Raw genomic sequence first — 26115 nt, forward strand, 5'->3', positions numbered from 1 at the left:
GGAGATTGAAATGTTGAAGAAACTCTCGCCGATTTTCTCGAACATCACCGGCGTCGTCCGCTATCAGGACCTGGCGTACGTGGCCTCGGTATCCGACGAGATCCAGGAGCAGAACATAGCGCACAGCTATGTCACGGAGTGGGACTGCGGAACCTGGTGTGTTGCTGGCGAGGATGACGACATGCTGCCCTGGGAGATCGTGTCGGCCACGGTAGTGCACGAGCCGGTGGAACAAGCATTGTTTCTGGGCGCTCGGGGCCAGGTATTCTGCATGGGCTCCGGCGACATCCATGAAGAGCAGTTGCCCGACGGCGACGATGCCATCGGTGGCCGGGGCAATATGCGCGGCGTTGCCTGTATCGACGGGGTGGCCTATGCCTGCGGGATGGATCGACAGGTCTACCGGCGCTTCGACGAGAACGACTGGCGTGCCATCGACAGCGGCGCTCGGCCTCCGGCAGGCAGCGAAGCGGTGGTCGGATTCGAGGCCATCGGCGGCTTCGGTGCCAGGGAAATCTATGCCGTCGGCTGGGACGGGGAGATCTGGCAGTACGACGGCAAGCGCTGGCAGCCCCGGGAGAGCCCGACGAACTTGATCCTGACGGCGATCTGCTGCGCGGAAGATGGCTCGGTTTACGCCTGTGGACAGGCGGGAACGCTGCTGCGTGGACGCAACGACCACTGGGAGATCATCGCCCAGGACGATGTCGATGAAGACTTGTGGAGCCTCGCGTGGTTCGACGGCGCACTCTACGTGTCGAGCGCAACGGCGGTCTATACGCTGGTCGGTGGCCATCTCAAGGAGGTGGACTTCGGTGATGAGCAACCCCAACGCTGCTTCCACCTTAGTGCTGCCGACGGCGTGTTGTGGAGCATCGCCGCGAAAGACATCTTCAGCTTCGACGGCCAGCAATGGACGCGCATAGATTGAGCATCGCAGCGATCGTCGACCAGCACGCCGAGGAAGCCGCCTTCCTTGCCCTGCTCCGCGACTACGCCGTGCGTGCGCCCCATTACGACCTGGAGGAGCTCGCCGAGCTCGATCAGCGCATCGAGGCGCACCTGGACGGCTTGGCGATCGCCGGCCAGGCCGGCCATGACGCCCTGCTCGAGCAACTCGACGCGCACGCCCAGGGCGAGGCGTTCGCCCTCGCGGTACTGGCCATGCAGGCAGGAGACGATGCGTTGATCGGCCGGATGCGCGCCTGTCTTGCGGCGTCTCCGGAAGCCCGGCGCGGTTTCGCCGCAGCCCTCGGCTGGCTCGACTGGGACCAGGCGCGGCCCTGGGTGGAGCGCCTGCTGGCCTCGCCCGAGCCGCTGTTCCGCGCCATTGGCCTGGCCGCCTGCGGCATGCACCGGCATGACCCGGGGCCGGCGCTGCTGTCCGCCCTTGGCCACGCCGACCCGGCGGTGCTGGCGCGCGCCGCGCGCACCGCCGGCGAGCTGCGTCGGCGCGACCTGATGGCGAATATTCGCGCCTATCGCGCCCACGATGACCCGAGCCTGCGCTTCTGGGCCAACTGGGCCACCGCGCAGATGGGCGACGAGGAGGCGTTGGGGCCATTGCGTGCGTTCGCCGGGCAGCCCGGCCCGTTCCAGCTGCCGGCGACCATGGTGCTGCTCGCCTGGCAGCCGCGCGACACCAGCATGGCCTGGATTCGCCAACTGATGCAGGCGGCGGACACGCGGCGGATCGGCATCCAGGCCACCGGCCTGTTCGGCGATCCGGTGGCGGTGCCCTGGCTGATCCAGCAGATGCGCGACGAGAGTCTGGCGCGGGTCGCCGGCGAGGCCTTCAGCCTGATCACCGGCGCCGACCTGGCGCTGCTCGACCTGGAGCTGGAGGCCTTGCCCGACTACGACCCTGGCCCCAACGACGATCCCGACGACGAAGACGTCGCCCTCGACGACGATGAGAACCTCACCTGGCCGGACGCGGCACGGGTTACCGCCTGGTGGCGGGACCACGGCGCGCGCTTCGTCGCCGGGCGCGCCTACCTGCTCGGCGAACCGCTGGGCGAGGCGCACTGCCGCCAGGTCCTGCGCGACGGCCAGCAACGCCAGCGAATGGCTGCGGCGTGCCTGCTGGCGCGCTTCGTGCCGAACCTGCCGCTGTTCCCCACCGGTGCGCCGGTGCGCCGCCAACTGGACCTGTTCTGATAGCTGGCTGGCACCGGGCGGCCAGGTCATGGCCGCTGGCGCGGTGCGCCGGGTTTTCCCATTCGACGAATTTCCCTGCACGTAGCCAACCGGTTGACTGAAACCTTTCACCACTTATGCGGGGCGAATGGAAATGCCACTCGTTTGCCATGATAGCCTGTCGACATCCTCTGGAAATATCGTGAAAAAAGCTGGCAACGTGCGAGATAGAGGGATTTTTTAATTTATGGTTAAGCTTCGGGCATTAGCGTTGAGCACCAGAAGTGACCGATCGGTCACGTAGGTCGCTCTGCGTTTGTTGTGCCTTTTTCCTATGGGGAAAGCGTCGGCAGACGTGGGAAAATTCAATCGATCCACTCATCGAGGTTCCGAACCATGCCAGACCGTATGCGGGGCGTTAAGTCCGATTCTCCAGAGCAGGAAAGCGCTGACGATGCATTGAAAAGGATTGTCGATGGATTCCAGCATTTCCGCCGGGAGGTCTTTCCCGAGCAGCAGGCGCTGTTCAAGAAGCTCGCCAATAGCCAGCGGCCGCGGGCGATGTTCATCACCTGCGCGGATTCGCGCATCGTTCCCGAGCTGATCACCCAGAGTTCCCCCGGCGACCTGTTCGTCACCCGCAACGTCGGCAACGTGGTGCCGCCCTACGGGCAGATGAACGGTGGCGTCTCCACCGCCATCGAATACGCTGTGCTGGCGCTGGGCGTGCACCACATCATCGTCTGCGGCCACTCCGACTGCGGGCGATGCGCGCCGTGCTCGACCCGCAGACCCTGGAACGCATGCCGACGGTCAAGGCCTGGCTGCGGCACGCCGAGGTGGCACGCACGGTGGTGGCGGACAACTGCGACTGCGGCGCCAGCCACGACACCCTCGGGGTGCTCACCGAAGAGAACGTGGTGGCCCAACTCGATCACCTGCGCACCCACCCCTCGGTGGCCTCGCGCCTGGCCAGCGGGCAACTGTTCATCCACGGCTGGGTGTACGACATAGAGAGTGCGCAGATCCGCGCCTACGACGCCAAGCAGGGTCGCTTCCTGCCCCTCGACGGCGAGCATCCGGTGCCGATGGCCACGCCCGCGCCGCGCTACCTGAACTCGTGATAGCGGCGGCCGTGCGGGCCGCCGGATAACAACAGCGTTTTCGCGTCACCTTTCGCCGTTCCTGCCATGGACGACCTCTGGGAAGCCCCGTTCCGGGGCTGAACGGGTCGCTATTACAAGAAAAAACACACTGCGCACACACAACCGGCGCCGGGCCTGGTCCTGGCGTCGCTCCCTCGTCGTGGAAAAAATTCGCAGGAGAACTGTGCCATGCATGTTTCAAAGGTGTTTCCGTCCCTCCGGGACACGTTGCCGCGGGACCTGATGGCCTCCGTGGTGGTGTTCCTCGTCGCCCTGCCGCTGTGCATGGGCATCGCCATCGCCTCCGGGATGCCGCCGGCCAAGGGCCTGCTCACCGGCATCGTCGGTGGCCTGGTGGTCGGCTTCCTGGCCGGCTCGCCGCTACAGGTCAGCGGCCCGGCGGCCGGCCTCGCGGTGCTGGTCTTCGAACTGGTGCGTACCTACGGGGTGGCCATGCTCGGGCCGATCCTGCTGCTCGCCGGCGCCATCCAGCTGCTCGCCGGGCGGCTGCGTCTGGGCTGCTGGTTCCGGGTCACCTCGCCGGCGGTGGTATACGGGATGCTCGCCGGCATCGGCATCCTCATCGTCCTTTCGCAATTGCACGTGATGCTCGACCTGGCGCCCAAGGCGTCCGGCCTCGACAACCTGCTGGCATTCCCCCAGGCGGCGTTCGCCGCGCTCGGTTCGCTGGGCATGGACAGCGGCCTCGACGCGGCGCTGCTCGGGCTGGGCACCATCGCGGTGATGTGGGGCTGGGACAAGCTGCGTCCGCAACGCCTGCGCTTCCTACCCGGTGCGCTGCTCGGCGTGAGCCTGGCGACCCTGGCCAGCCTCTGGCTGGCGCTGGACGTGCGGCGGGTCGAGGTACCGGCCAACCTCGGCGAGGCCATCGACTGGCTACGCCCGGCCGACCTGCTGGCCCTGGCCGATCCCTCCCTGCTGCTGGCGGCGGTGGTGGTGGCCTTCATCGCCAGTGCGGAGACCCTGCTCTCGGCGGCGGCGGTGGATCGCCTGCACGACGGCCCGCGCTCGGACATGGATCGCGAGTTGTCCGCCCAGGGTGTCGGCAACATGCTCTGCGGCCTGCTCGGCGCGCTGCCGATGACCGGGGTGATCGTACGCAGCTCGGCCAACGTCAATGCCGGTGCGCGAACCCGCGCCTCGGCGATCTTTCACGGCCTCTGGTTGCTCGCCTTCGTCCTCCTGCTCGGCAGCCTGCTGCGGCAGATTCCGGTGGCGAGCCTGGCCGGGGTGCTGGTCTATACCGGGGTCAAGCTGGTCGATTTCAAGGCCCTCGGCAACCTCTCTCGCTACGGCCGGATACCGATGCTGGTGTACGCGGCCACCGCACTGGCCATCGTCTTCACCGACCTGCTGACCGGCGTGCTGGTGGGCTTCGCCCTGACCCTGCTGAAGCTGGTGCTGAAGGCGGCGCGGCTGAAGATCGCCCTGCGCTACACCGGCGAGCATGAAGCCGAGCTGCGCCTGAGCGGCGCCGCGACTTTCCTCAAGGTGCCGGCGCTGTCGCGGGTGCTCGACGAGGTCAAGCCGGGGACCACCCTGCACGTACCGATGGATAACCTCAGCTATGTCGACCATGCCTGCATGGAGCTGCTCGAGGATTGGGGGCGGATGGCACCGGTGCAGGGCTCGCGCCTGGTGATCGAACCGCGCGCCTTGAAGCGTCGCCTGGAAGGGCGCCTGCGCGGCAGCGTCGGGTTGGGCGGCGCGCGCAATGGCGGGGCGGTCAGCCCAGGCTGAGTTCCACCCCGAGCTGCTTCGACAGGCACGGCCACTGCTGCCAGGCGGCGACCACCCGCGGGTTCTTCAGGTTCTCGCGGTAGGCGCGGGCCGAGTCGGCGTCGAAGGTGGTGGCGTCGAGCATGTTCTCCACCGCATGGTGGACGGCTTCGTCCAGCCGGTTGGCGAAGGGCTCGCCGATCAACTGGTGGGCCACCAGGTTGGCTACGGTGGTGTCCAGTGGGATCAGTGCCTGGCCGAAGTGGGCGATGTAGCGGTCGTTCACTTCTTCCACCAGGCGGTGCGCCAGGTAGGCTTCGTCGAGCAGGGCGTCGAGGCCGTCGTGGCCGGCGAGCAACGCCGGCGGGGTGAGGAAGAACTGCTCGGCGACCTTCAGCACCGGCTTGATCCGTTCCTCGATGCCGGCTTCGCGGGCCACGCTGTTGGCGGCGTCGAGCAGGTCCGGTACCTGTTCGACGTAGGCGTGGACGAAGCGGGTGAGTATGTCTTCCGTGTTCTCGCCTTGCGGCTGGATGGTGCGATGCAGGCGGGGCAGGCGGCTGGCTATCAGATCAGCCAGGTGACCGTGGCGGGCTTCGCTGAGGTGCGCCTGCTGGATGAGTTCACGGAGGGCAGCGGTGTTCATGGGGTCTCCCATACAACGGGGATGGTGAAGAAGAGGAGAAACATAGCCGGCGGCGCGCGCCGGCTAAGACGCGATTGTCATAATCGCTTCGTGGTTATGCGAGGATGATATATCAGGCGGCCACCATTCGCCTGCAAAGCCACGCCGCTCGCGGCTTTTAGAGAAGAATCGGCACTTTCCAGCGACGTTTTTACGCTGCGTTGTTATGTCGCAGCCGCTGTCTATACTCCCACTCGAATGCTGAACCTGATGAACCCGGCCTGCCTTGCTGTGTGCCGAGGTGCGACGGTCAAAGTTCGTTGTCTTGGCGGTCCACCCCTTGGCCGTTGGCGTCTGCCGGCGGGATAAAAACAACGATAAGGGGAACCCGAATGCTGCGACATCCACGAGTCTGGATGGGCTTCCTTTTGCTCTCGGCGATCAGCCAGGCGAATGCCGCCTGGACGGTCAACATGGCCCCGGGCGCTACCGAGGTGAGCCGGTCCGTCTTCGACCTGCACATGACCATCTTCTGGATCTGCGTGGTGATCGGCGTGCTGGTCTTCGGCGCGATGTTCTGGTCGATGATCGTCCACCGCCGCTCCACCGGCCAGCAGCCGGCGCACTTCCACGAGAGCACCACGGTGGAAATCCTCTGGACGGTGGTGCCGTTCGTGATCCTGGTGGTGATGGCGGTGCCCGCCACCCGCACCCTGATCCACATCTACGACACTTCCGAGCCGGAGCTGGACGTGCAGGTCACCGGCTACCAGTGGAAGTGGCAGTACAAGTACCTGGGCCAGGACGTCGAGTACTTCAGCAACCTGGCCACCCCGCAGGACCAGATCCACAACCGGCAGGCGAAGGACGAGCATTACCTGCTGGAGGTGGACGAGCCGCTGGTGCTGCCGGTGGGCACCAAGGTGCGCTTCCTGATCACCTCCAGCGACGTGATCCATTCCTGGTGGGTGCCGGCCTTCGCGGTCAAGCGCGACGCCATCCCCGGCTTCGTCAACGAGGCCTGGACCAAGGTCGACGAGCCCGGCATCTATCGTGGCCAGTGCGCCGAGCTGTGCGGCAAGGACCACGGCTTCATGCCGATCGTGGTCGACGTCAAGCCCAAGGCCGAGTTCGACCAGTGGCTGGCCAAGCGCAAGGAAGAGGCGGCGAAGGTCAAGGAACTGACCAGCAAGGAGTGGACCAAGGAAGAGTTGGTCGCGCGCGGCGACAAGGTCTACCACACCATCTGCGCCGCCTGCCACCAGGCCGAAGGCCAGGGCATGCCGCCGATGTTCCCGGCGCTGAAGGGTTCGAAGATCGTCACCGGGCCCAAGGAGCACCACCTGGAAGTGGTCTTCAACGGCGTGCCCGGCACCGCCATGGCGGCCTTCGGCAAGCAGCTCAACGAGGTCGACCTGGCCGCGGTGATCACCTACGAGCGCAACGCCTGGGGCAACGACGATGGCGACATGGTCACCCCGAAAGACGTCGTCGCCTACAAGCAGAAACAACAATAGGAGACCGCCATGAGTGCTGTGATCGATACGCCCGACCACCATGCCGGCGACCACCACCACGGACCGGCCAAGGGCCTGATGCGCTGGGTGCTGACGACCAACCACAAGGACATCGGCACCCTCTACCTGTGGTTCAGCTTCATGATGTTCCTGCTCGGCGGCTCGATGGCCATGGTGATCCGCGCCGAGCTGTTCCAGCCCGGCCTGCAGATCGTCGAGCCGGCGTTCTTCAACCAGATGACCACCATGCACGGCCTGATCATGGTCTTCGGCGCGGTGATGCCGGCCTTCGTCGGCCTGGCCAACTGGATGATCCCGCTGATGATCGGCGCGCCGGACATGGCCCTGCCGCGGATGAACAACTTCAGCTTTTGGCTGCTGCCGGCGGCCTTCGGCCTGCTGGTCAGCACCCTGTTCATGCCCGGCGGCGGCCCCAACTTCGGCTGGACCTTCTATGCGCCGCTGTCGACCACCTTCGCCCCGCACAGCGTGACCTTCTTCATCTTCGCCATCCACCTGGCCGGGATCAGCTCGATCATGGGCGCGATCAACGTGATCGCCACCATCCTCAACCTGCGCGCCCCAGGCATGACCCTGATGAAGATGCCGCTGTTCGTCTGGACCTGGCTGATCACCGCGTTCCTGCTGATCGCGGTGATGCCTGTGCTGGCCGGCGTGGTGACCATGATGCTGATGGACATCCACTTCGGCACCAGCTTCTTCAGCGCCGCCGGCGGCGGCGACCCGGTGCTGTTCCAGCACGTGTTCTGGTTCTTCGGCCACCCCGAGGTGTACATCATGATCCTGCCCGCCTTCGGTGCGGTCAGTGCGATCATCCCGACCTTCGCGCGCAAGCCGCTGTTCGGCTACACCTCGATGGTCTACGCCACCGCCAGCATCGCCTTCCTCTCCTTCGTGGTCTGGGCGCACCACATGTTCGTGGTCGGCATCCCGGTCACCGGCGAGCTGTTCTTCATGTACGCCACCATGCTGATCGCGGTGCCCACCGGGGTGAAGGTGTTCAACTGGGTGACCACCATGTGGGAGGGTTCGCTGACCTTCGAGACGCCGATGCTGTTCGCCGTGGCCTTCGTCATCCTGTTCACCATCGGCGGCTTCTCCGGACTGATGCTGGCGATCGCCCCGGCAGACTTCCAGTACCACGACACCTACTTCGTGGTCGCCCACTTCCACTACGTGCTGGTGCCCGGCGCGATCTTCGGCATCTTCGCCTCGGCTTACTACTGGCTGCCGAAGTGGACCGGCCACATGTACGACGAGACCCTCGGCAAGCTGCACTTCTGGATGAGCTTCATCGGCATGAACCTGGCGTTCTTCCCGATGCACTTCGTCGGCCTCGCCGGCATGCCGCGACGGATCCCCGACTACAACCTGCAGTTCGCCGACTTCAACATGGTCTCGTCGATCGGCGCCTTCATGTTCGGCACCACCCAGCTGCTGTTCCTGTTCATCGTCATCAAGTGCATCCGCGGCGGCAAGCCGGCCCCTGCCAAGCCCTGGGACGGCGCCGAGGGCCTGGAGTGGAGCATCCCCTCGCCGGCGCCCTACCACACCTTCAGCACCCCGCCCGAGGTCAAGTGAGGAGCGCGTCATGAGCGATGCCAAGGTCGATACCCGCCGCCTGGTCGGCCGCCTGCTGCTGGTGACCGTGCTGATGTTCGCCTTCGGCTTCGCCCTGGTGCCGCTCTATGACGTGATGTGCCGCGCCCTGGGGATCAACGGCAAGACCGCCGGCAGCGCCTACAGCGGCGAACAGCAGGTGGATGTCGGGCGCGAGGTGAAGGTGCAGTTCATGACCTCGAACAATATCGACATGGTCTGGGAGTTCCGCTCCGCCGGCGACCAGTTGGTGGTGCATCCCGGCGCGGTGAACCAGATGGTGTTCTACGCGCGCAACCCGAGCGACAAGCCGATGACTGCGCAGGCCATCCCGAGCATCGCCCCGGCCGAGGCCGCCGCCTACTTCCACAAGACCGAATGCTTCTGTTTCACCCAGCAGGTGCTGCAACCCGGCGAGAGCATCGAGATGCCGGTGCGCTTCATCGTCGACCGCGATCTGCCCAAGGATGTGCGGCACGTGACGCTGGCCTACACCCTCTTCGATATCACTGCGCGGAAGCCGCCCGTACCGGTTGCGGGACGATAAGGAGAACAACATGGCAAGCCACGAACACTATTACGTCCCCGCCCAGAGCAAGTGGCCGATCATCGCCAGCATCGGCCTGCTGGTGACGGTGTTCGGCCTGGGTACCTGGTTCAACGACCTCACCGCCGGCCACAAGGAGTCCCATGGCCCGTGGATCTTCTTCGTCGGCGGGCTGATCATCGCCTACATGCTGTTCGGCTGGTTCGGCAACGTCATCCGCGAGAGCCGCGCCGGACTCTACAGCGCGCAGATGGACCGCTCGTTCCGCTGGGGCATGAGCTGGTTCATCTTCTCCGAGGTGATGTTCTTCGCCGCCTTCTTCGGCGCGCTGTTCTACGTCCGCCACTTCGCCGGTCCCTGGCTCGGCGGCGAGGGTGCCAAGGGCGTGGCGCACATGCTCTGGCCGAACTTCCAGTACAGCTGGCCGCTGCTGCAGACCCCGGACCCGAAGCTGTTCCCGCCGCCGAGCGCGGTGATCGAGCCGTGGAAGCTGCCGCTGATCAACACCATCCTGCTGGTCACCTCCAGCTTCACCGTGACCTTCGCCCACCACGCCCTGAAGAAGAACAAGCGCGGCCCGCTCAAGGCCTGGCTGGCGCTGACCGTGCTGCTGGGGATCGCCTTCCTGATCCTGCAGGCCGAGGAGTACGTGCACGCCTACAACGAGCTGGGCCTGACCCTCGGCGCCGGCATCTACGGCTCGACCTTCTTCATGCTCACCGGCTTCCATGGCGCCCACGTGACCCTCGGCGCGCTGATCCTCGGCATCATGCTGATCCGCATCCTGCGCGGTCACTTCGATGCCGAGCACCACTTCGGCTTCGAGGCCGCCAGTTGGTACTGGCACTTCGTCGACGTGGTCTGGATCGGCCTGTTCATCTTCGTCTACGTGATCTGACCGCCACCGGGGGAATCAGAAATGCCAGGGCGCGTGGCTGTTCAGCTCGCCGCTGTAGAAGCCCCAGGCGACCAGCACCAGGGTCGCCGCGGCGAGCACCACGCGGACGGTCAGCGAATTGACCACGCGGGAACCATGGCCCTGGTCCTTGACCAGGAAGAACAGGCCGCTGAACAGGCTCACCAGGGTAGCCAGCAGTAGCAGGACGATCGCCACTTTCAACATGGTGGGACTCCGGCGATGGGGGGATTCATGCAGTATAGCCAGCGCCTCGGGGAGGCCGGACGCAATGACAGACGCAGCATGCGTGGCGCGTTCCGCCCCGGCCTGCTGCCGACCCTGGTGGTCCTCGGCCTGCTGCCGTTGCTGCTCTGGCTGGGCACCTGGCAGTTGCAGCGGGCCGACGAGAAGCGCGCCCTGCTGGCCAGCTACGAGGCCCGGCGCGGCGCCGAGCCGGTGTCGCCCGGGCAGCTAGAGGGACTGCGCGACCCGGCGTACGTCCGCGTGCGCCTGCACGGCCGCTTCGACGAGCGGCATACGCTGCTGCTGGATAACCGGCTGCGCAACGGACAGGCCGGGGTCGAGGTGCTGCAACCCTTCTACGATCAGGCCAGCGGCCTTTGGCTGCTGGTCAACCGCGGCTGGGTCGCATGGACTGACCGACGCTCGCCGCCGACGCTGGAAACCCCCGACCGCGTCCTCCTGCTCGACGCCTGGACCTACCTGCCGCCACCCGGCGGCCTGCACCTGGCCGACGCGCCGGCCGGCGGCTGGCCGCGCCTGGTGACCCAGCTCGACATCCCGGCGCTGTGGCAGGCCTTCGGTCGCGCCGGGCTGCCCTGGGAAATCCGCCTGGAAGCGGGCGACGCCAGCTTCGACACCGATTGGCCCCTGGTCTCGATGCCGCCGGAGCGGCACACCGGCTACGCCGTGCAGTGGTTCGCCTTGGCGACGGCCCTGCTCGCCCTCTACCTCTACCTCGGTGTGCGCCGCGCACGGGAGAAAAACCATGAGTCTCGCGATTCCGATGCCTGAACGTCCGCGCCGCGCCCGTGGCCGCCTGCAACTGCTGGCGATCATCGGCCTGGTGGTGGGGCCGATGCTGCTCGCCAGCGCCATGTACAAATGGAATTTCTGGGTTCCGCAGGGGCGCAGCTACAGCGGCGCGCTGATCGGCAACGGCCAGACCCCCGCCGACCTCGGCGTGCAGGGACGCAGCCAGGGCGAGCAGTGGCAACTGCTGGTGACCGCGCCGGGTACTTGCGGCGAGGACTGCCAGCAACTGGTCTACCTGGCCCGCCAGGTCAACATCGCCCTCGGCCGCGAAGCCTCGCGCGCCGGCCACGCCCTGGCCGCCAGTGGCGAGCTGCCGGCGGACTTCGCCAACCTGGTGAGGCAGGACTACCCGCGCCTGCAGCGCTACGGCCTGGACCCGGCCCTGTACGACAAGGCCGGCGGCGGCGAGCGGCCGCTGCTGTGGGTGGTCGACCCGCACGGCAACCTGGTGCTGCGCTACGACGCCAAGGCCAACGGCAAGAAGCTGCTGAAGGACGTGCAACTGCTGCTCAAGCTCTCGCATATCGGTTGATCGGCGTGGCCGGCGCGGTTCCCGGCCCGATGAGGACAGAACGACAAGAAAAAGGGGCCCGCGAATGACAGGCGCAACCCGCAAACCCGGTTTCACCGTCGCCGTGCTGGCGACCCTGCTGGCCGCCGTGGTGGTCCTGCTCGGCGCCTATACCCGGCTGACCCACGCCGGCCTCGGCTGTCCGGACTGGCCAGGCTGCTACGGCTTCGTCCACGTGCCGCTGAGCGAGGCGCAACTGGCCCACGCCGAACTGCACTTCCCCGACGCCCCGGTGGAGGCACAGAAGGGCTGGAACGAGATGATCCACCGCTATTTCGCCGGCGCCCTCGGCCTGCTCATCCTTGGCCTGGCGTTGCATGCGCTGGTCCGCCGCGGGCGCGACGGCCAACCGCTGAAGCTGCCGCTGCTGCTGCTCGCGGTGGTGATCGCGCAGGCCGCCTTCGGCATGTGGACGGTGACCCTCAAGCTCTGGCCGCAGGTGGTCACCGCCCATCTGCTCGGCGGCTTCACCACCCTGGCGCTGCTCTTTCTCCTCGCCCTGCGCCTCTCCGGACGCTTCGCGGCGCGGCGCTACCCGGCGGCGACCCGCGGCCTGGCGGGGCTGGCCCTGCTCCTGGTGATCGGCCAGATCGCCCTCGGCGGCTGGGTCAGCAGCAACTATGCGGCGGTGGCCTGCATCGACCTGCCCACCTGCCATGGCGAGTGGTGGCCGCGGATGGACTTCGCCAACGGCTTCCACCTGACCCAGCACATCGGCCCCAACTACCTCGGCGGCCAGCTCGACAGCGACGCGCGCACGGCGATCCACATGACCCACCGGATCGGCGCGCTGTGCGTGACCCTGGTCCTCCTGCTGCTCGCCTGGCGCCTGCAGCGCAGCGGCCTGGTCTGGCCGACCGCGCTGATGCTGCTCGGCCTGTCGCTGCAGATCGGCCTGGGCATCAGCAACGTGCTGCTGCACCTGCCGCTGCCGGTGGCGGTGGCGCACAACGGCGGTGGCGCCCTGCTGCTGCTCAGCCTGGTGTTGGTCAACTATCGCCTGCGCGCGCCGGCCAGCGTCCGCGCGCCGGCACCGTCGCCGCAGCGCGTGCGCCGCACGCTGCCGCCGGCGCAAGGTTCTCGGCTGAAGGCCGCCTGACAGACAGAAGGATGGAGGTAAGGATATGGCCACCGTCATCGATCGCCACAGCCAGCCGACCTGGCGCGACTTCCTCGAACTGACCAAGCCCAAGGTCGTGGTGCTGATGCTGATCACCTCGCTGATCGGCATGCTGCTCGCCACCAAGGCGCCGCTGGATGGCTTCGTGCCCTGGCAGGTGCTGATCTTCGGCAACCTCGGCATCGGCCTTTGTGCCGGCGCGGCGGCGGCGGTCAACCATGTGGTGGACCGGCGCATCGACTCGATCATGGCGCGGACCCACAAGCGGCCGCTGGCCGAGGGCCGGGTGTCGCCGAGCATGGCGCTGGGCTTCGCGCTGCTCCTGGCGCTGGCCGGGATGGCCGTGCTGCTGGCCTTCACCAACCCGCTGACGGCCTGGCTGACCCTCGCCTCGCTGCTCGGCTACGCGGCGCTCTACACCGGCTTCCTGAAGCGCGCCACGCCGCAGAACATCGTCATCGGCGGGCTCGCCGGGGCGGCGCCGCCGCTGCTCGGCTGGGTCGCCATCACCGGCCACCTGAGCGCCGAGCCGCTGTTGCTGGTATTGATCATCTTCGCCTGGACCCCACCGCACTTCTGGGCGCTATGCATCCACCGCAAGGACGAATACGCCAAGGCCGATATCCCGATGCTGCCGGTGACCCACGGCGAGCGCTACACCAAGCTGCACATCCTGCTCTATACCCTGGTGCTGTTCGCGGTGAGCCTGATGCCGTTCGTCATCCACATGAGCGGGCTGGTCTACCTGCTCTGCGCCCTGGCCCTGGGCGCGCGCTTCCTCGACTGGGCCTGGGCGCTCTACTGTGACAGCCGGCCACATGCGGCGATAAAGACCTTCAAGTACTCTATCGTCTACCTGTTCCTGCTGTTCATGGCGCTGCTGGTGGACCACTATCTGCCGCTGAAGCTGCTTCTCTGATCCCACTCTAGAGCCTTGCCCACCCATGACTCGAGTCAACAAGACCGTCCTCGTCCTCGTCGCCCTGGTCGCCCTGGTCCTCGGCCTCACCGTGCACAAGGTGCTCACCGCCCAGCGCCAGGCCGATCCCACCGTGCTGCTCGACGCCGGCATCGTGATCCTGCCGCAGACGCGCAAGGTGCCGGCGCTGGAGTTCACCAACCAGGACGGCCAGGCGGTCAGCACTGCCAGTCTCAAGGGTCGCTGGCACCTGCTGTTCTTCGGCTACACCTTCTGCCCCGATGTCTGCCCGACCACCCTCGCCCAGCTCCGCGAATTGCAGGGCAAGCTGCCGCAGGAGGTGCGCGACGACCTGCAGGTGGTATTCGTCAGCGTCGATCCGAACCGCGACACGCCGCAGCAGATCAAGCAATACCTGGGCTACTTCAACGCCGGCTTCCAGGGGCTCACCGGCACTCCGGAGAACATCCAGAAGCTGGCCAACGCCATGAGCATCCCCTACATCCCCGCCGACACCAGCAAGCCCAACTACACCGTCGACCACAGCGGCAACCTGGTGATCATCGGCCCGGACGGCGAGCAGCACGGCTTCATCCGCGCGCCGCTGAACAACGCCAAGCTGGAAGCCCAACTGCCCGGCGTGCTCAAGCCGCAGGCCTGATTCCCTTCCCTCCCCCCACCGTCCGCGGCGCTCCGGGCCTCAGGCCCGGCGCATGCCGATGTGCGGGATGTCGTCTTCCAGGTAGACCTCGGTGACCGCGACGAAGCCATAGCGGCCGTAGTAGGCCTGCAGGTGGGCCTGGGCCGAGAGGTACACCGGGGTATCCAGCCAGAGGCGCTCCGCCGCCTGCAGCGCGCGTTCCATCAACTGGTGACCGAGCCCCTGGCCGCGCGCGGCCGAGGAACTGACCACCCGGCCGATCACCACCTGGCCCTCGTGGCGAACCGGGTCCAGCAGGCGCAGGTAGGCGAGCAACTGGCCGTCGCGCCAGGCCATCAGGTGATGGGTATCGCCGACCAGGTCGAGGCCGTCGACTTCCTGGTAGGGGCATTTCTGTTCCACCACGAAGACCTCGGTGCGCAATTGCAGCAGCGCGTAGAGTTCCTTCAGGGTGAGGTCGGCGTGGTGCTTGCAGGTCCAGTCGAGCGACATGGTCGGGATTCCGGGACAGGAGACAGGAACGCGGTTATGCCATGGGCGGCGGGCCGCTGGAAAGGCGTGGCCGGTCGGTTTCGTTTCAGAACCCACGCGGCTATCCTTTGCCGAACGGCTGGAGGTGTCTCATGCGTTGGGAAGAACTGAGTGAACAACCCTGTTCGCTGGCGCGGGTGCTGGCGATCCTCGGCGATCGCTGGACCCTGCTGGTATTGCGCGACTGCTTTCTCGGCGTGCGCCGTTTCGACGACTTCGAGCGCAGCCTCGGCGTGACCCGCCACGTCCTCGCCGACCGCCTCAAGCGCCTTGTCGAAGCGGAGATACTGGCCAAGGTGCCCTACCAGGAAAGGCCGCTGCGCGAGGAATACCGGCTTACCGAGAAAGGGATGGAACTGTACCCGGCCATCCTTTCCCTGGTGAACTGGGGCGACCGCCACCTCGCCGGCGTCGAGGGGCCGCCACTCGAGCATGTGCACAAGCATTGCGGCCAGCACATGCATGGCGTGCTGGTCTGTTCCGAATGCGGTGAGCCGCTGCACGCGCGGGACGTGACGGTACGCGAGGGGCTGTTCTGGAAGGGGCGCCTGCTGCGGCGCGGCTGAGCGTTCCAGGCCTGGCCGCCGACGCGAATCGGCGGATAAACGCCGATGGCGTTACGGCAGGAAGGACGCTGTCGTACCAGGCTCCGCCGACCGGTCCCCTCTCTTCAGGGAGAGGACGTGCCGGGCAGGCCGGGACAGGCAGAGTAATTGGTGCGCGGATATCACTCGAGCCCTTGCCAGTTGACAAGTTCCTTTTAAGAACTAACTATCGTCTCTATTGGGTTCTAAAAAAGAACTAACAAGAGAGGCCTCTGCAATGACCCAGCGCAAAGCGGTTCTGGTAATGGGCGCCGGCGACGCCACCGGTGGCGCCATCGCCCGGCGGTTCGCCCGCGAGGGCTACGTGGCGTGCGTCGCCCGGCGCAACGCGGAGAAGCTGGAGCCGCTGGTGCAGGCCATCCGCGACCAAGGCGGCGAGGCTCTGGCCTGCGGCTGCGACGCACGCCAGGAGCAGCAGGTGATCGACCTCTTCGCCCGCATCGAGGGTGAGGTCGGTGCGCTGGAGGCGGTGATCTTCAACGTCGGCGCCAACGTCTGGTTCCCGATCACCGAAACCACCGAACGGGTCTATCGCAAGGTCTGGGAGATGGCCGCCTTCGGCGGCTTCCTCACCGGCCGCGAGGCGGCGCGGGTGATGCTGCCGCGGCAGCGCGGAACGATCATCTTCACTGGCGCCACCGCCTCGTTGCGCGGCCGCGCGCATTTCGCCGCGTTCTCCGGCGCCAAGTTCGCCCTGCGTGCCCTGGCCCAGAGCATGGCGCGCGAGCTGGGGCCGAAGGGCATCCACGTCGCCCACCCGATCATCGACGGCGCCATCGACACCGACTTCATCCGCGAAACCCTGCCCGAGCTGTACAAGCGCAAGGAGCAGGACGGCATCCTCGATCCCGAGCACATCGCCGAGACCTACTGGCAGATCCACTGCCAGCCGCGCGACTGCTGGGTGCACGAACTGGACCTGCGCCCCTGGATGGAAACCTTCTGATCCCCGCCACGGAAAGAGCCACGCATGAGCAAGCAAATCGAGTTCTTCTTCGACTTCGGCAGTCCCACCACCTACCTCGCCTGGACCCAACTGCCGCGCATCGCCGCCGCCCATGGCGCGAGCATCGCCTGGCGGCCGATGCTGCTGGGCGGCGTGTTCAAGGCCACCGGCAACCATTCGCCGATCGAGGTGCCGGCCAAGGGGCGCTACACCCTCCACGACCTGGCGCGCTATGCGAAACGCTACGGCGTGCCGCTGGCCTTCAACCCGGCCTTCCCGATCAACACCCTGACGCTGATGCGCGGCGCCCAGGGCTATCTCGGCGGCGAAGGGTTCCAGCCCTACCTGAAAGCGGTGTTCGAAGCGTTGTGGGTACGACAGCAGAACCTCGGCAAGCCCGAGGTGGTCGCCCAGGTGCTGGCGGAGGCTGGGTTCGATCCGGATGAGTTCCTCCGCCTGGTTGGCGACGAGCAGGTCAAGGAGGGGCTCAAGGCGACCACCGAAGAGGCGGTGCGGCGCGGCGTCTTCGGCGCGCCCAGCTTCTTCGTCGGCGACCAGTTGTTCTTCGGCCAGGATCGCCTCGATTTCGTCGCCGAGGCCCTCGCCGGCTGACCTCCCCTTCCCCGCGGCGAGCCGCTCTGGCCCGCCGCCTTGCGCCATCCGAGCGCCCTCCTCCCGGCTGCGGCCCGCGCGTGCCGTGGTTCCTGGCCATTCGTCGCGCCCGCCGATAGCGGCTTGTCAGGCTGACTTCTTTGCGTATAGGCTGAACTGGTCAGACCGGTAATACCACAATAAAAATGCGTTCATCGCCCGCCTCCGCGAGGCCCGATGGAAGCGCCGAATGGAGACTCCTGCGATGTTCATCAAGCGCTGTTCCCGCTCGATATTCCTGCAAGTCGTGATTGGCCTGGTGATAGGCGTGATCTGCGGGGTCGGCATTCCCGACCTGGCCGTGCAGATGAAGCCGCTGGGCGATGGCTTCATCAAGCTGATCAAGATGCTCATCGCACTGATCGTCTTCTGCGTGGTGGTCAACGGCATCTCCGGCGCCGGCGACCTGAAGAAGGTCGGCCGCATCGGCCTGAAGTCGGTGATCTACTTCGAAATCCTCACCACCATCGCCCTGGTCCTCGGCCTGGTGGTCGCCTACAGCCTGGGCCTGGGCAGCGGCGCCAACATCCATCTCAACGAACTGCCCGCCGGCGACGTCGCCCTGTATACCGGGCGCACCCAGGAAATCCATGGCCCCGTGGCATTCCTCATGGGCCTGATCCCGACCTCTGTGTTCAGCGCCTTCGCCGAGAACGACATCCTCCAGGTCCTGCTGTTCTCCGTGCTGTTCGGCAGCGCCCTGAACCTGGTCGGCGAGCAGGCCAGCGGCGTGGCCCGCCTGATCAACGAATTCAGCCACATCGTGTTCCGCATCATGGGCATGATCGTGCGCCTGGCACCGCTCGGCGTGTTCGGCGCGGTGGCCTTCACCACCGCCCGCTACGGCGTCGACTCGCTCAGCCACCTGGGCGCGCTGGTGCTGGTGTTCTACGCCACCTGCCTGGTCTTCGTCATGGCGGTGCTCGGTAGCGTCCTGCGTCTCTCCGGGGTGCGCATGCTGCCGTTCCTGCGCTACTTCCGCGAAGAGCTGCTGATCGTGATGGGCACCGCCTCCTCCGACGCGGTGCTGCCGCAGGTGATGCGCAAGCTCGAGCACATGGGCATCCGCAGCTCCACGGTAGGCCTGGTGATTCCCACCGGCTACTCGTTCAACCTCGACGGATTCTCGATCTACCTGACCCTGGCGGTGGTGTTCATCGCCCACGTCACCGGCACGCCGCTGGCGATGACCGACCTGGTCACCATCCTGCTGGTTTCGCTGGTCACCTCCAAGGGCGCCCACGGCATTCCCGGCTCGGCCCTGGTGATCCTCGCCGCCACCCTCACCGCGGTGCCGGCGATCCCGGTGGCCGGCCTGGTGCTGGTGCTTTCGGTGGACTGGTTCATGGGCATCGGCCGCGCGCTGACCAACCTGATCGGCAACTGCGTGGCCACCGTGACCATCGCCCGCTGGGAAAACGACATCGATATGCCGCGCGCGCAGGCCATACTCGACGGGCGCCTGGAGGCGCCGGCCAAGGCCGACGGCGAGCCGCTCAAGCGCAGCGCGGTGGCCGGGGAAGGCAAGCTGCATGGCTGACGCGCCGAGGCGCGTTGCACGTCCGATTGGCAAGTAAAGGGAGGCGACATGTTTTCTTCGTCCAAGCTGGTCAACGCGGTTGCCCAGCGCCTGCTCGACACCATCGAGCAGGGTCGCTGGGTCGCCGGCCAGATGTTGCCCGGCCAGCGCGAGCTGGCTGAGCAGATGGAAATCAGCCGGCCGAGCCTGCGCGAGGCGATCATGGTCCTGGAGACCCTGGGCGTGGTCCGTTCGCTGCCGGGCAAGGGCGTGATGGTCCTCGAACGCAGCGAACCGCTGCGCGAGGTCGCGGCGCCCGGCGAGGCGACCATGGAAGACGTCCTGCAACTGCGCTATGCGCTGGAGCCGTTCATCGTCGGCATCGTCGCGCAGAGCGCCGGGGCGGCGGAGATCAGCGAACTGCGGCTGTTGCTGCTGGACCTGCGCGAAGCGGTCGAGGATGGCGACCCGCAGGCTCTGGTTGAGGCCTACACGGCCTTCCACCGGCGCCTGGTGAAGCTCACCTCGAACCCGATCTTCCTCAGCGTTTCCGAACAGATCGGCAGCGCCCTGGAACGCAGCGACAACCTGGTGCGCCGCCAGCCGGAATACGCCGAGGAGATCCTCCAGGAACACGACGCCATCCTCCGTGCGATCCGCCAGCACGACAGCGAGCGGGCGAGCCAGGCGATGCGCCAGCACATCCTCAACGAAGGCGCGCGCCTGAACATCGACCTGCGCTTGCCGCAGGTCTGATCGCCCGCGCCAGGGTTCCAACCCGGGACCGTCGCGGCGCCCGGACGGCTTTCGTCCGCCGCCTGCGAAGGCCCACAAGCACGACTCGACAGGTGTGAACATGGTCGGATTCGAAGCACGTACCCAGCAGGGCGCCGCGCTGCGCCCCACCAGCCATTTCGTCTACGAAAGCATCTACACGGCAATCCTGGAAAAGCGCCTGGCGCCGGCCGCCAAGCTGAGCAAGGAAACCCTCGGGCAGATCTTCCGGGTCAGCAACGGCACCATCCAGCGTGCCCTCACCCGTCTCGCCGAGGACGGCGCGGTGGTGATGCCGCCGAAGGAGGTCGCCAGCGTCGCCCGCCCGGACGAGCGCCAGGCGCGGCAGGTGCTGGACGCGCGCCTGCTGGTGGAAAGCGAAGTGGTGCGGCAACTGCCCGCGGGGCTGGATCCCGCCGCCCTTGCCGAGCTACGGGCGCTGGTCGACGAGGAGCAGGCTTGCCTCGCGGCCCGCGACAGCGCCGGGCTGATCCGTCTCGCCGGGCGCTTCCACCTGCGCCTGGCCGAACTGACCGAGAATCCCTTGCTGCAGGGTTTCGTCCGTGGCCTGGTGGCACGCGCCTCGCTGGACATCGCGCTGAACAAGGGGGCGGTCTATACCGCCGAGGCCTGCGCCGCGCAGCGCGCCCTGCTCGATGCCCTGGAGGACGGCGACAGCGCGGCGGCGGCTGCGCTGATGGACGCTTACCTGCGAGGCCTGTTCGCCCGCATGCGCTTCCTGCCTCCACCCACCACCGACCTGCGCGAGGCATTCGGCATGAAGGCCCCTCGCGGGGAAAAACGCCGGAGGGCCTGACCTCCCCGGCCGCCGCCTACCAGATCTGGCAGGCGGTGGTGGCTGGTGGCCAGCCTATAGTGAAGCGGGTCAGGGATGGCGCCGTGCTGGTCGAAGTAGCCAAGGGTCCGTTGTGAGCGCCCGGTCCTGTCCGTGACGTCCTACAGGAAGCTGTGAACGCATGGTTAACGGAGATCGACATGGCATACGCAGAATGGATCGCAGTGAAGGTCGTGGTATCCAAATCCATCGGCACGGTGGGCATCCGCAACGCCACCTTGCAATGGGGCAAGTTCTACCGCTACACCAACAAGGACGACGAGATTTCCACCGAGGAAGTCAGCAGCATGAACGTGCAGGCCGGCAGCCCGCAATGGATCGCCTCCTGCGGACGGGAGAACGCTTCGTCCGGCACCCAGGGCAGCTTCGACTGCTACGACGGCAACACCAAGATGGGCACCTTCAGCTGGGATGACCCGTGGAAATCCGGCGCCACCAACACCTGGAGCTTCACGCCGGCATCGGCGGACTATGCTGGCATCACCAGCGGCGGCAACGCTACGGGCACGGACATCGGCGAGGTCACCCTGACCCTCGGCCGCTTCTCCTGACGGTACCTGGAGCTGGCCGGCAGTCCGTCGGTCAGCTCCAGCGCTCATCCCCGTCCGTGGCGAACGCTCGCCGCAGCGCCTCGATGGCGACCTTCACCTTGGCCGGCTGGGCCTCGCGCCGTGGCGTCACCGCATAGATGCCGAGCCCGGGAATCCTCCACTCCGGCAATAGCTGTTGCAGGCGCCCGTCGTTCAGCGCGTCGCGCACCTCCGGCAGCGGCTGGTAGGACACGCCGAGTCCGTCGAGGGTGAACTGACGCACCGCGAGCATCCCGTTGGCGGCCACCCGTGGCTCCAGGCGCAGTTTGCAGACTTCCCCGCCCGGCCCGCTGAGCGTCAGGTGGTTGAGGTGGTTCGAGGTGTTCAGGGAAATCCAGTCGACCTCGGTCAACTGCTCCGGACGGTTGATCGGCGCCCGTTGGCGCAAATAGGCCGGCGCCGCGCAGAGCACGCTGCTCCAATCGCCGAGGTGGCGCGCCACCAGGCTGGAGTCGGCGAGATTGCCGACGCGTATCGCCAGGTCGATGCGCTCGGCGACCAGATCGATGCGCTCGTCCTGGAAGAACAGCTGCAGGCGCAACTGGCGGTGGTTCTCCAGCAACGGTTTCAGCGCCTGGGTGATCAGCGTGCCGGAGAACCCCACCGGCGCCGCCAGGCGCAACTCACCCACCGGCGCATCGCGCCATTCGCCAAGCCGCCGCTCGGCTTCCTCGGCGATCGCCAGCATCTGCGCGCAACTGCGATAGAACGCCTCGCCGGCCTCGGTCAGGGTCAGCCGGCGGGTGGTGCGATGCAGCAAAGTGACCTGGGCGCGGCTCTCCAGCTTGCGGATCTGCTGGCTGACTGCCGAAGGGGTCATGCCCAGGCTCTGGGCCGCGGCTGCCATCGAGCCCTTGTCCACCACAGTGGCGAAGATCGCCATGCCTTTCAGCGAATCCATGCCGGTTCCTCCTTGCGGGAGACTGCGCCTGGGGAAAAATCACCGGAAAAAGCGCGAGAAAGCATGCCCAGCGGGCGAGGTCGTCGAGTTACGGAAAAATACGGACGCGTATGGGAGCGAAGCATGAGTCAGCCAAAGAACTAATCAGGTCGCAGTGGTCGCATGTTGGTCGCTCTCATTGGTCAGGTCGAAAAATGTCCATTTTTTGTGAGTTATGGATTTTTTGTCCGAAATGAGCTACTCAGTACAAGTCAAGTGAAATATTCATTTTGAAACATCTTGTAACCGTGTGACCACTTTCAGGGGGTAATTTCGACCCTGTCGATGCGCAAAATCTGGATTTCCTTGCCTTTAACCCGAAACGGGGCGCTGAACGGCCAGCGCTCCAGGGTCAGGGTGCGTACGCCTGGCACCTCGCTGGGCCGCCCTGCCCCCTGGTTGGCTACCTGCTGCAGCGGTTTCACCTGCTCGACGATGTCCTGAACGGCTTTCAGAGCTTTTTCCGGGCCGATCAGCACGACGTAATGGTCGTAGATGGCGTCCAGGTCGGCGGCCGCCTTGCGGGTCCACTTCAGGCTCATTGCAGCCCCCAGCGCTTCTCGATCTCGGTGTGTTCCAGCAGGCGACCGGCATTGGCATCGGCCAAGCCTTCATCGATGGCAGCGACCTGCCACTGCTGCCTTTCCAGGTACTGCGCGAGCGCCTGCCGCAGGTGGTAGGGGCGGTCGCGGTGGGTGGCGCGGGCCAGTTCGTCGAGGGCCGCGACCAGGGCGTCATCGGCGCGGAACGAGACTACGGTGCTCATTTTCTGATCAGCTTCGTTTTCGATGTATACGGTGTTTACAGTGAAAACGAATGTATACGAAAGCTTTCGGGCGAGCAATCGCCCGGCTGTTTCGTCCGTCGAAAAAACCTTTATCGATCAGTGGGTTGAATGAGGAGCCCGCCCCGAGCGGGGCGGGCGGAAGGACGGCGTGGGATTACCAGGCCTGGTTGAAGTGGAAGCCCTGCCTGGGCGAGAAGCGGGTGTTGACGAGCTTGTAGCCTTCCTCGCCGCGTGGCTTGACCAGCGAGACCTGGCCGACCTGCGGTTGGGTGATCTGTTGCAGGGTGGTCAGGCTGGCCTGCTTGAGCACCTCGGGGTTCTTCGCCCAGTCCTTCACTTCGCGTGGCTTGACCTCGACGGTGACCAACCAGCCCTTTTCCACGGCCGGGCCGTAGTCGTCGGGCTTGGCGGGGTCCACCGAACGGACGCTGACGTCGAAGCCGCTGCTGTAGCAGAAGGCCTTCGACTCGGGCTTGTAGTCCTCGCGGCCGGCGGGCGTGAGGTCGTAGGAATCGCCGTCGCGGCGCAGCAGGCCGACGCCGACCAGCGCGTCGTAGACCGCGGCGTTGCCTTTCGCCGGGCCGGGGCCGGAGAAGCTGTCGGAGAGCGTCACCGGGAACGTCTTGAACAGGGTGGAGCTGGCGCAGGCGGGTTTGTCGAAGCCGCGCTCGGCGAGCAGGCGGGCGATCTCCTCGCTGGACGGAGCGGAGTCCGAGCAGGCGGCGAGGAACAGTGGGAGGGCGGCGACGAGGCCGCGCAGAACGCGTGTAGGCATGGGCATGTCCTTTGTCCATTGGCGCAGCCGGATCGGCTGCGCGGCGAATTCTAGCGGCTGTGGCACCATGGGCGCACATTCGACCCAAGGAGGAGAACCCATGCGCCTGCCTGCGAAACTCGGCCGCCTGCTGCCGGCCCTGTGCCTGGGCGTCCTGTTGAGCGCCTGCAGCACCTTCGGCCAGCGCGATCCGTTGCGTATCGACCTGGTCGGCCTGGAACCCCTGCCGGGGCAAGGCATGGAAATGCGCTTCATGGTCAAGCTGCGGGTACAGAACCCCAACGACGAGCCGATCGAATACAACGGCATCGCCCTCGACCTCGACGTCAACGGCCAGCCCCTGGCCAGCGGCGTCAGCGACCAGACCGGCGAGGTGCCGCGCTTCGGCGAGCGGGTGGTGAGCGTGCCGCTGACCGTCTCCGCCTTTTCCGCCTTCCGCCAGGCCTGGGGCCTGAGCAACAACGCTCCGACCCGGGGCATGCCCTACGTGGTGAAGGGCAAGCTCGCCGGAGGCCTGTTCGGCACCGTGCGCTTCAGCGAAAAGGGCACCCTCGACTTCTCCGGGCCGGCCGTCGGCGCGCCGAAGACCAAGGGGCTCTGAGGCGGTTCGGCAGGGGAGCGAGAAACCCTATATAATCTGCGGTTTTCGTCCCCCTGCTGAAGAGAGAATGCCGTGAGCACGCTGCCGCCCTGTCCCCAATGCAACTCCGAATACACCTACGAGGATGGTGCGCTGCTGGTCTGCCCGGAGTGCGCCCATGAATGGTCGCCGAACGAGGCCGCTACGGCGTCCGATGATGGCAAGGTGATCAAGGATTCGGTGGGCAACGTTCTCCAGGACGGCGATACCATCACCGTGATCAAGGACCTGAAAGTGAAAGGCTCCTCGCTGGTGGTGAAGGTCGGCACCAAGGTGAAGAACATCCGCCTGGTGGACGGCGACCACGACATCGATTGCAAGATCGACGGCATTGGCGCGATGAAGCTGAAATCGGAATTCGTCAGGAAGGTCTGAGACGACCTTGCCTGAAGAAGCCCGGCCATTGGCCGGGCTTTTCTTTGGAGGGCTGTCTGGGTTCTTCCCCCGGTGGTGGACTCAGACCCGCGCCGTCTTCCCGGCGTAGTCCTCGCCGAGGCGCGGCTTGCGTCGCGCGTTGAGCAGCCCGAGGCAGACGGTGAAGATCGTCAGCAGAGCGGTGGCGAACACCTCGTGACGGTGCTCCGGCATGATCAGCATGATGCTCAGCGCGGCGACGATGAACAGGATCACCGCCCAGGTCAGCCAGGGATATAGCCACATGCGGAACTCGATGGGCTGGCCGCTGGCCTGCAATTGCTTGCGCATGCGCAACTGGGCCACGGCGATCACCAGGTACACCAGTAGCGCCACGGCGCCGGAGCTGGCGAGGAGGAAGGTGAAGACCTTCTCCGGTGCGAAGTAGTTGACGATGGTGGTGAGGAAGCCCACCGCGGTGCTGGCCAGCACCGCCGGGCGTGGTACGTGGGCGGTGTTGGTCAGCTTGAGCACGCTCGGGGCGTCGCCGCGCTTGGCCAGGGAGAAGACCATCCGCGACGAGGTGTAGATCGCCGAGTTCAGGCAACTGGCCACGGCGACCAGTACCACCAGGTCGACGATCAGCTTGGCGTGCGGGATGTCCAGCAGCTCCAGGGCGCGCTGGTAGGAGCCGACCTGGATCAGCAGCGGGTCGTTCCACGGCACGATGGAGATCACGATGAAGATCGACACCAGGTAGAACAGGCCGATCCGCCAGATCACCGAGTTGGTGGCGCGGGTGATCTGCTTCGCCGGGTCCTTGGACTCGGCGGCGGCGATGGTGACGATCTCGGTGCCCATGAAGCTGAACATGGTCGTCAGCAGGGCGCCGAGCACCGCGCCGTAGCCGTTCGGCACGAAGCCGCCGTGGCTCGCCATCAGGCTGGACAGGCCGCTGACCTCACGCTCCGGCAGGCCGCCGACGATGGCCACCGCGCCGAGCACGATGAAGGCGATGATGGCGATCACCTTGAGCAGCGCGAACCAGAACTCGAACTCGCCGTAGCGGGCCACGCTGAAGAGGTTGGTGACGGTGAGCAGGAAGGTCACCGCGAGGGCGAAGATCCAGGTGTCGATGGCCGGGAACCAGGCGTTGAGGATGGCCGCGGCGGCGATCGCTTCGAGTGGGATCACCAGCACCCAGAACCACCAGTAGAGCCAGCCGATGGTGAAACCGGCCCAGCGGCCGATGGAGCGGTCGGCGTAGGTGGAGAAGGAACCGGTATCGGGGGAGGCGACCGCCATTTCGCCGAGCATGCGCATGACCAGCACCACCAGGGTGCCGGCGATCAGGTAGGCGAGCAGGGCGGCCGGGCCGGCGGCGGCGATGGCATGGCCGGAGCCGACGAACAGGCCGGCGCCGATCACCCCGGCGATCGACAGCATGGTGACGTGGCGTTGTTTCAGGCCGGGCGCGAGCGAGGCGTTGCGCTTGTTCGGCAGTTGTGAAGCCAGTACGACTTTGGACATCGTTGAGACCCTTTAATTGTTCTTGGGCAAGGTCTGGGCCGCCTTGTGGGCGACGCCAT

The 26115-nt window shown here is 66.3% G+C and carries 29 protein-coding genes and 1 pseudogene; 22 read left to right on the forward strand and 8 right to left on the reverse strand.

The features are described 5' to 3' along the window. Positions 1-10: 10 nt before the first annotated feature. The 4 genes and pseudogenes from tsi7 to AT700_RS00530 all read left to right on the forward strand — a co-directional run bounded on the left by tsi7 (position 11) and on the right by AT700_RS00530 (position 5045). Positions 11-931: a type IV secretion system immunity protein Tsi7 gene (gene tsi7, locus AT700_RS00515; protein WP_003083699.1), complete on the forward strand. Its 921-nt coding sequence runs from the start codon at positions 11-13 to the stop codon at positions 929-931. Further along, positions 913-2160 (forward strand): TIGR02270 family protein, encoded by a 1248-nt coding sequence (locus AT700_RS00520; protein WP_010793584.1) that lies wholly within the window; start codon positions 913-915, stop codon positions 2158-2160. Before tsi7 ends, AT700_RS00520 begins: the two co-directional genes overlap by 19 nt. A gap of 375 nt (positions 2161-2535) precedes the next feature. Further along, positions 2536-3263, forward strand: a pseudogene (locus tag AT700_RS00525) (carbonic anhydrase). A gap of 210 nt (positions 3264-3473) precedes the next feature. Then, complete coding sequence (locus AT700_RS00530; RefSeq protein ID WP_048520694.1) at positions 3474-5045, forward strand: SulP family inorganic anion transporter; 1572 nt, start codon at positions 3474-3476, stop codon at positions 5043-5045. Here AT700_RS00530 and AT700_RS00535 read toward each other — a convergent pair. Then, positions 5032-5670 carry a hypothetical protein gene (locus AT700_RS00535; protein ID WP_003083705.1) on the reverse strand — a complete coding sequence of 213 codons (639 nt, stop codon included), beginning with the start codon at positions 5668-5670 and terminating at the stop codon, positions 5032-5034. The two genes, AT700_RS00530 and AT700_RS00535, sit on opposite strands and share 14 nt — an antisense overlap. A gap of 371 nt (positions 5671-6041) precedes the next feature. On the opposite strand from AT700_RS00535, the gene coxB reads away from it, so the two are divergent. The 4 genes from coxB to AT700_RS00555 are packed head-to-tail and all read left to right on the forward strand — an operon-like array spanning position 6042 to position 10231. Continuing rightward, a complete protein-coding gene (gene coxB, locus AT700_RS00540) occupies positions 6042-7166 on the forward strand; it encodes a cytochrome c oxidase subunit II (protein WP_003101203.1) in 1125 nt (374 codons plus the stop codon). Positions 7167-7175: 9 nt separating this feature from the next. Next, on the forward strand, positions 7176-8768 hold the full coding sequence (gene ctaD / locus AT700_RS00545; protein ID WP_003083723.1) for a cytochrome c oxidase subunit I: 1593 nt from the start codon (positions 7176-7178) through the stop codon (positions 8766-8768). Positions 8769-8778: 10 nt separating this feature from the next. Next, on the forward strand, positions 8779-9333 hold the full coding sequence (locus tag AT700_RS00550; RefSeq protein ID WP_003083725.1) for a cytochrome c oxidase assembly protein: 555 nt from the start codon (positions 8779-8781) through the stop codon (positions 9331-9333). Positions 9334-9343: 10 nt separating this feature from the next. After that, the gene (locus AT700_RS00555) at positions 9344-10231 is read left to right on the forward strand and encodes a cytochrome c oxidase subunit 3 (protein ID WP_003115030.1); all 888 of its coding nucleotides are present in this window, start codon (positions 9344-9346) and stop codon (positions 10229-10231) included. Between the two features lie 15 nt (positions 10232-10246). Here AT700_RS00555 and AT700_RS00560 read toward each other — a convergent pair whose 3' ends face one another. Continuing rightward, a complete protein-coding gene (locus AT700_RS00560; RefSeq protein WP_003101213.1) occupies positions 10247-10456 on the reverse strand; it encodes a twin transmembrane helix small protein in 210 nt (69 codons plus the stop codon). Positions 10457-10471: 15 nt separating this feature from the next. On the opposite strand from AT700_RS00560, the gene AT700_RS00565 reads away from it, so the two are divergent. The 5 genes from AT700_RS00565 (at position 10472) to senC (ending at position 14558) form a co-directional block, all read left to right on the forward strand. Continuing rightward, on the forward strand, positions 10472-11266 hold the full coding sequence (locus AT700_RS00565) for an SURF1 family protein (protein ID WP_019395693.1): 795 nt from the start codon (positions 10472-10474) through the stop codon (positions 11264-11266). After that, complete coding sequence (locus tag AT700_RS00570) at positions 11241-11819, forward strand: hypothetical protein (protein ID WP_003101218.1); 579 nt, start codon at positions 11241-11243, stop codon at positions 11817-11819. The genes AT700_RS00565 and AT700_RS00570 overlap by 26 nt, the downstream gene beginning before the upstream one ends. Positions 11820-11883: 64 nt before the next feature. Beyond that, the gene (locus AT700_RS00575; RefSeq protein ID WP_003117203.1) at positions 11884-12957 is read left to right on the forward strand and encodes a COX15/CtaA family protein; all 1074 of its coding nucleotides are present in this window, start codon (positions 11884-11886) and stop codon (positions 12955-12957) included. A gap of 25 nt (positions 12958-12982) precedes the next feature. Further along, the gene (gene cyoE, locus AT700_RS00580) at positions 12983-13897 is read left to right on the forward strand and encodes a heme o synthase (RefSeq protein WP_003083746.1); all 915 of its coding nucleotides are present in this window, start codon (positions 12983-12985) and stop codon (positions 13895-13897) included. A 25-nt stretch (positions 13898-13922) separates the two neighbouring features. Continuing rightward, entirely contained in the window at positions 13923-14558 is a 636-nt protein-coding gene (senC, locus tag AT700_RS00585; protein ID WP_003083748.1) for a cytochrome c oxidase copper chaperone SenC, read from the forward strand. Between the two features lie 39 nt (positions 14559-14597). Here senC and AT700_RS00590 read toward each other — a convergent pair whose 3' ends face one another. Next, positions 14598-15050, reverse strand: coding sequence for a GNAT family N-acetyltransferase (locus AT700_RS00590; RefSeq protein WP_003083750.1), 453 nt, complete (start codon positions 15048-15050; stop codon positions 14598-14600). Between the two features lie 131 nt (positions 15051-15181). Here AT700_RS00590 and AT700_RS00595 point away from each other — a divergent pair, with 131 nt between their 5' ends. The 7 genes from AT700_RS00595 (at position 15182) to AT700_RS00625 (ending at position 20991) form a co-directional block, all read left to right on the forward strand. Further along, complete coding sequence (locus AT700_RS00595) at positions 15182-15655, forward strand: winged helix-turn-helix transcriptional regulator (RefSeq protein ID WP_003083753.1); 474 nt, start codon at positions 15182-15184, stop codon at positions 15653-15655. 256 nt (positions 15656-15911) lie between these two features. After that, positions 15912-16640, forward strand: coding sequence for an SDR family oxidoreductase (locus AT700_RS00600; RefSeq protein WP_003083755.1), 729 nt, complete (start codon positions 15912-15914; stop codon positions 16638-16640). A 24-nt stretch (positions 16641-16664) separates the two neighbouring features. Continuing rightward, a complete protein-coding gene (locus AT700_RS00605) occupies positions 16665-17252 on the forward strand; it encodes a 2-hydroxychromene-2-carboxylate isomerase (protein WP_003119512.1) in 588 nt (195 codons plus the stop codon). 229 nt (positions 17253-17481) lie between these two features. Further along, on the forward strand, positions 17482-18831 hold the full coding sequence (locus tag AT700_RS00610) for a C4-dicarboxylate transporter DctA (RefSeq protein WP_003119513.1): 1350 nt from the start codon (positions 17482-17484) through the stop codon (positions 18829-18831). Between the two features lie 48 nt (positions 18832-18879). Continuing rightward, a complete protein-coding gene (locus AT700_RS00615; protein ID WP_003083762.1) occupies positions 18880-19566 on the forward strand; it encodes a FadR/GntR family transcriptional regulator in 687 nt (228 codons plus the stop codon). Between the two features lie 100 nt (positions 19567-19666). Then, positions 19667-20401: a GntR family transcriptional regulator gene (locus tag AT700_RS00620; RefSeq protein ID WP_003117208.1), complete on the forward strand. Its 735-nt coding sequence runs from the start codon at positions 19667-19669 to the stop codon at positions 20399-20401. Between the two features lie 179 nt (positions 20402-20580). Beyond that, the gene (locus AT700_RS00625; RefSeq protein ID WP_003101225.1) at positions 20581-20991 is read left to right on the forward strand and encodes an aegerolysin family protein; all 411 of its coding nucleotides are present in this window, start codon (positions 20581-20583) and stop codon (positions 20989-20991) included. Between the two features lie 31 nt (positions 20992-21022). On the opposite strand, the gene AT700_RS00630 is transcribed toward AT700_RS00625, so the two are convergent. The 4 genes from AT700_RS00630 to AT700_RS00645 all read right to left on the reverse strand — a co-directional run bounded on the left by AT700_RS00630 (position 21023) and on the right by AT700_RS00645 (position 23532). Next, the gene (locus AT700_RS00630) at positions 21023-21931 is read right to left on the reverse strand and encodes a LysR family transcriptional regulator (protein WP_003083769.1); all 909 of its coding nucleotides are present in this window, start codon (positions 21929-21931) and stop codon (positions 21023-21025) included. A 299-nt stretch (positions 21932-22230) separates the two neighbouring features. Next, the gene (parE, locus tag AT700_RS00635) at positions 22231-22512 is read right to left on the reverse strand and encodes a type II toxin-antitoxin system toxin ParE (protein ID WP_003083773.1); all 282 of its coding nucleotides are present in this window, start codon (positions 22510-22512) and stop codon (positions 22231-22233) included. Next, on the reverse strand, positions 22509-22736 hold the full coding sequence (locus AT700_RS00640) for a CopG family ribbon-helix-helix protein (protein ID WP_003083775.1): 228 nt from the start codon (positions 22734-22736) through the stop codon (positions 22509-22511). The genes parE and AT700_RS00640 overlap by 4 nt, the downstream gene beginning before the upstream one ends. Positions 22737-22911: 175 nt before the next feature. After that, positions 22912-23532 (reverse strand): hypothetical protein, encoded by a 621-nt coding sequence (locus tag AT700_RS00645; RefSeq protein ID WP_003101226.1) that lies wholly within the window; start codon positions 23530-23532, stop codon positions 22912-22914. Between the two features lie 100 nt (positions 23533-23632). On the opposite strand from AT700_RS00645, the gene AT700_RS00650 reads away from it, so the two are divergent. Both AT700_RS00650 and AT700_RS00655 read left to right on the forward strand, forming a co-directional pair. Continuing rightward, entirely contained in the window at positions 23633-24133 is a 501-nt protein-coding gene (locus AT700_RS00650) for an LEA type 2 family protein (protein ID WP_048520695.1), read from the forward strand. 72 nt (positions 24134-24205) lie between these two features. Next, entirely contained in the window at positions 24206-24547 is a 342-nt protein-coding gene (locus AT700_RS00655) for a zinc ribbon domain-containing protein YjdM (protein ID WP_003101229.1), read from the forward strand. 81 nt (positions 24548-24628) lie between these two features. Here AT700_RS00655 and gabP read toward each other — a convergent pair whose 3' ends face one another. After that, the gene (gabP, locus tag AT700_RS00660) at positions 24629-26056 is read right to left on the reverse strand and encodes a GABA permease (protein WP_003083784.1); all 1428 of its coding nucleotides are present in this window, start codon (positions 26054-26056) and stop codon (positions 24629-24631) included. Positions 26057-26115 lie beyond the last annotated feature (59 nt).

Origin of the sequence: Pseudomonas aeruginosa (assembly GCF_001457615.1) — a bacterium.
Classification (GTDB): domain Bacteria; phylum Pseudomonadota; class Gammaproteobacteria; order Pseudomonadales; family Pseudomonadaceae; genus Pseudomonas; species Pseudomonas aeruginosa.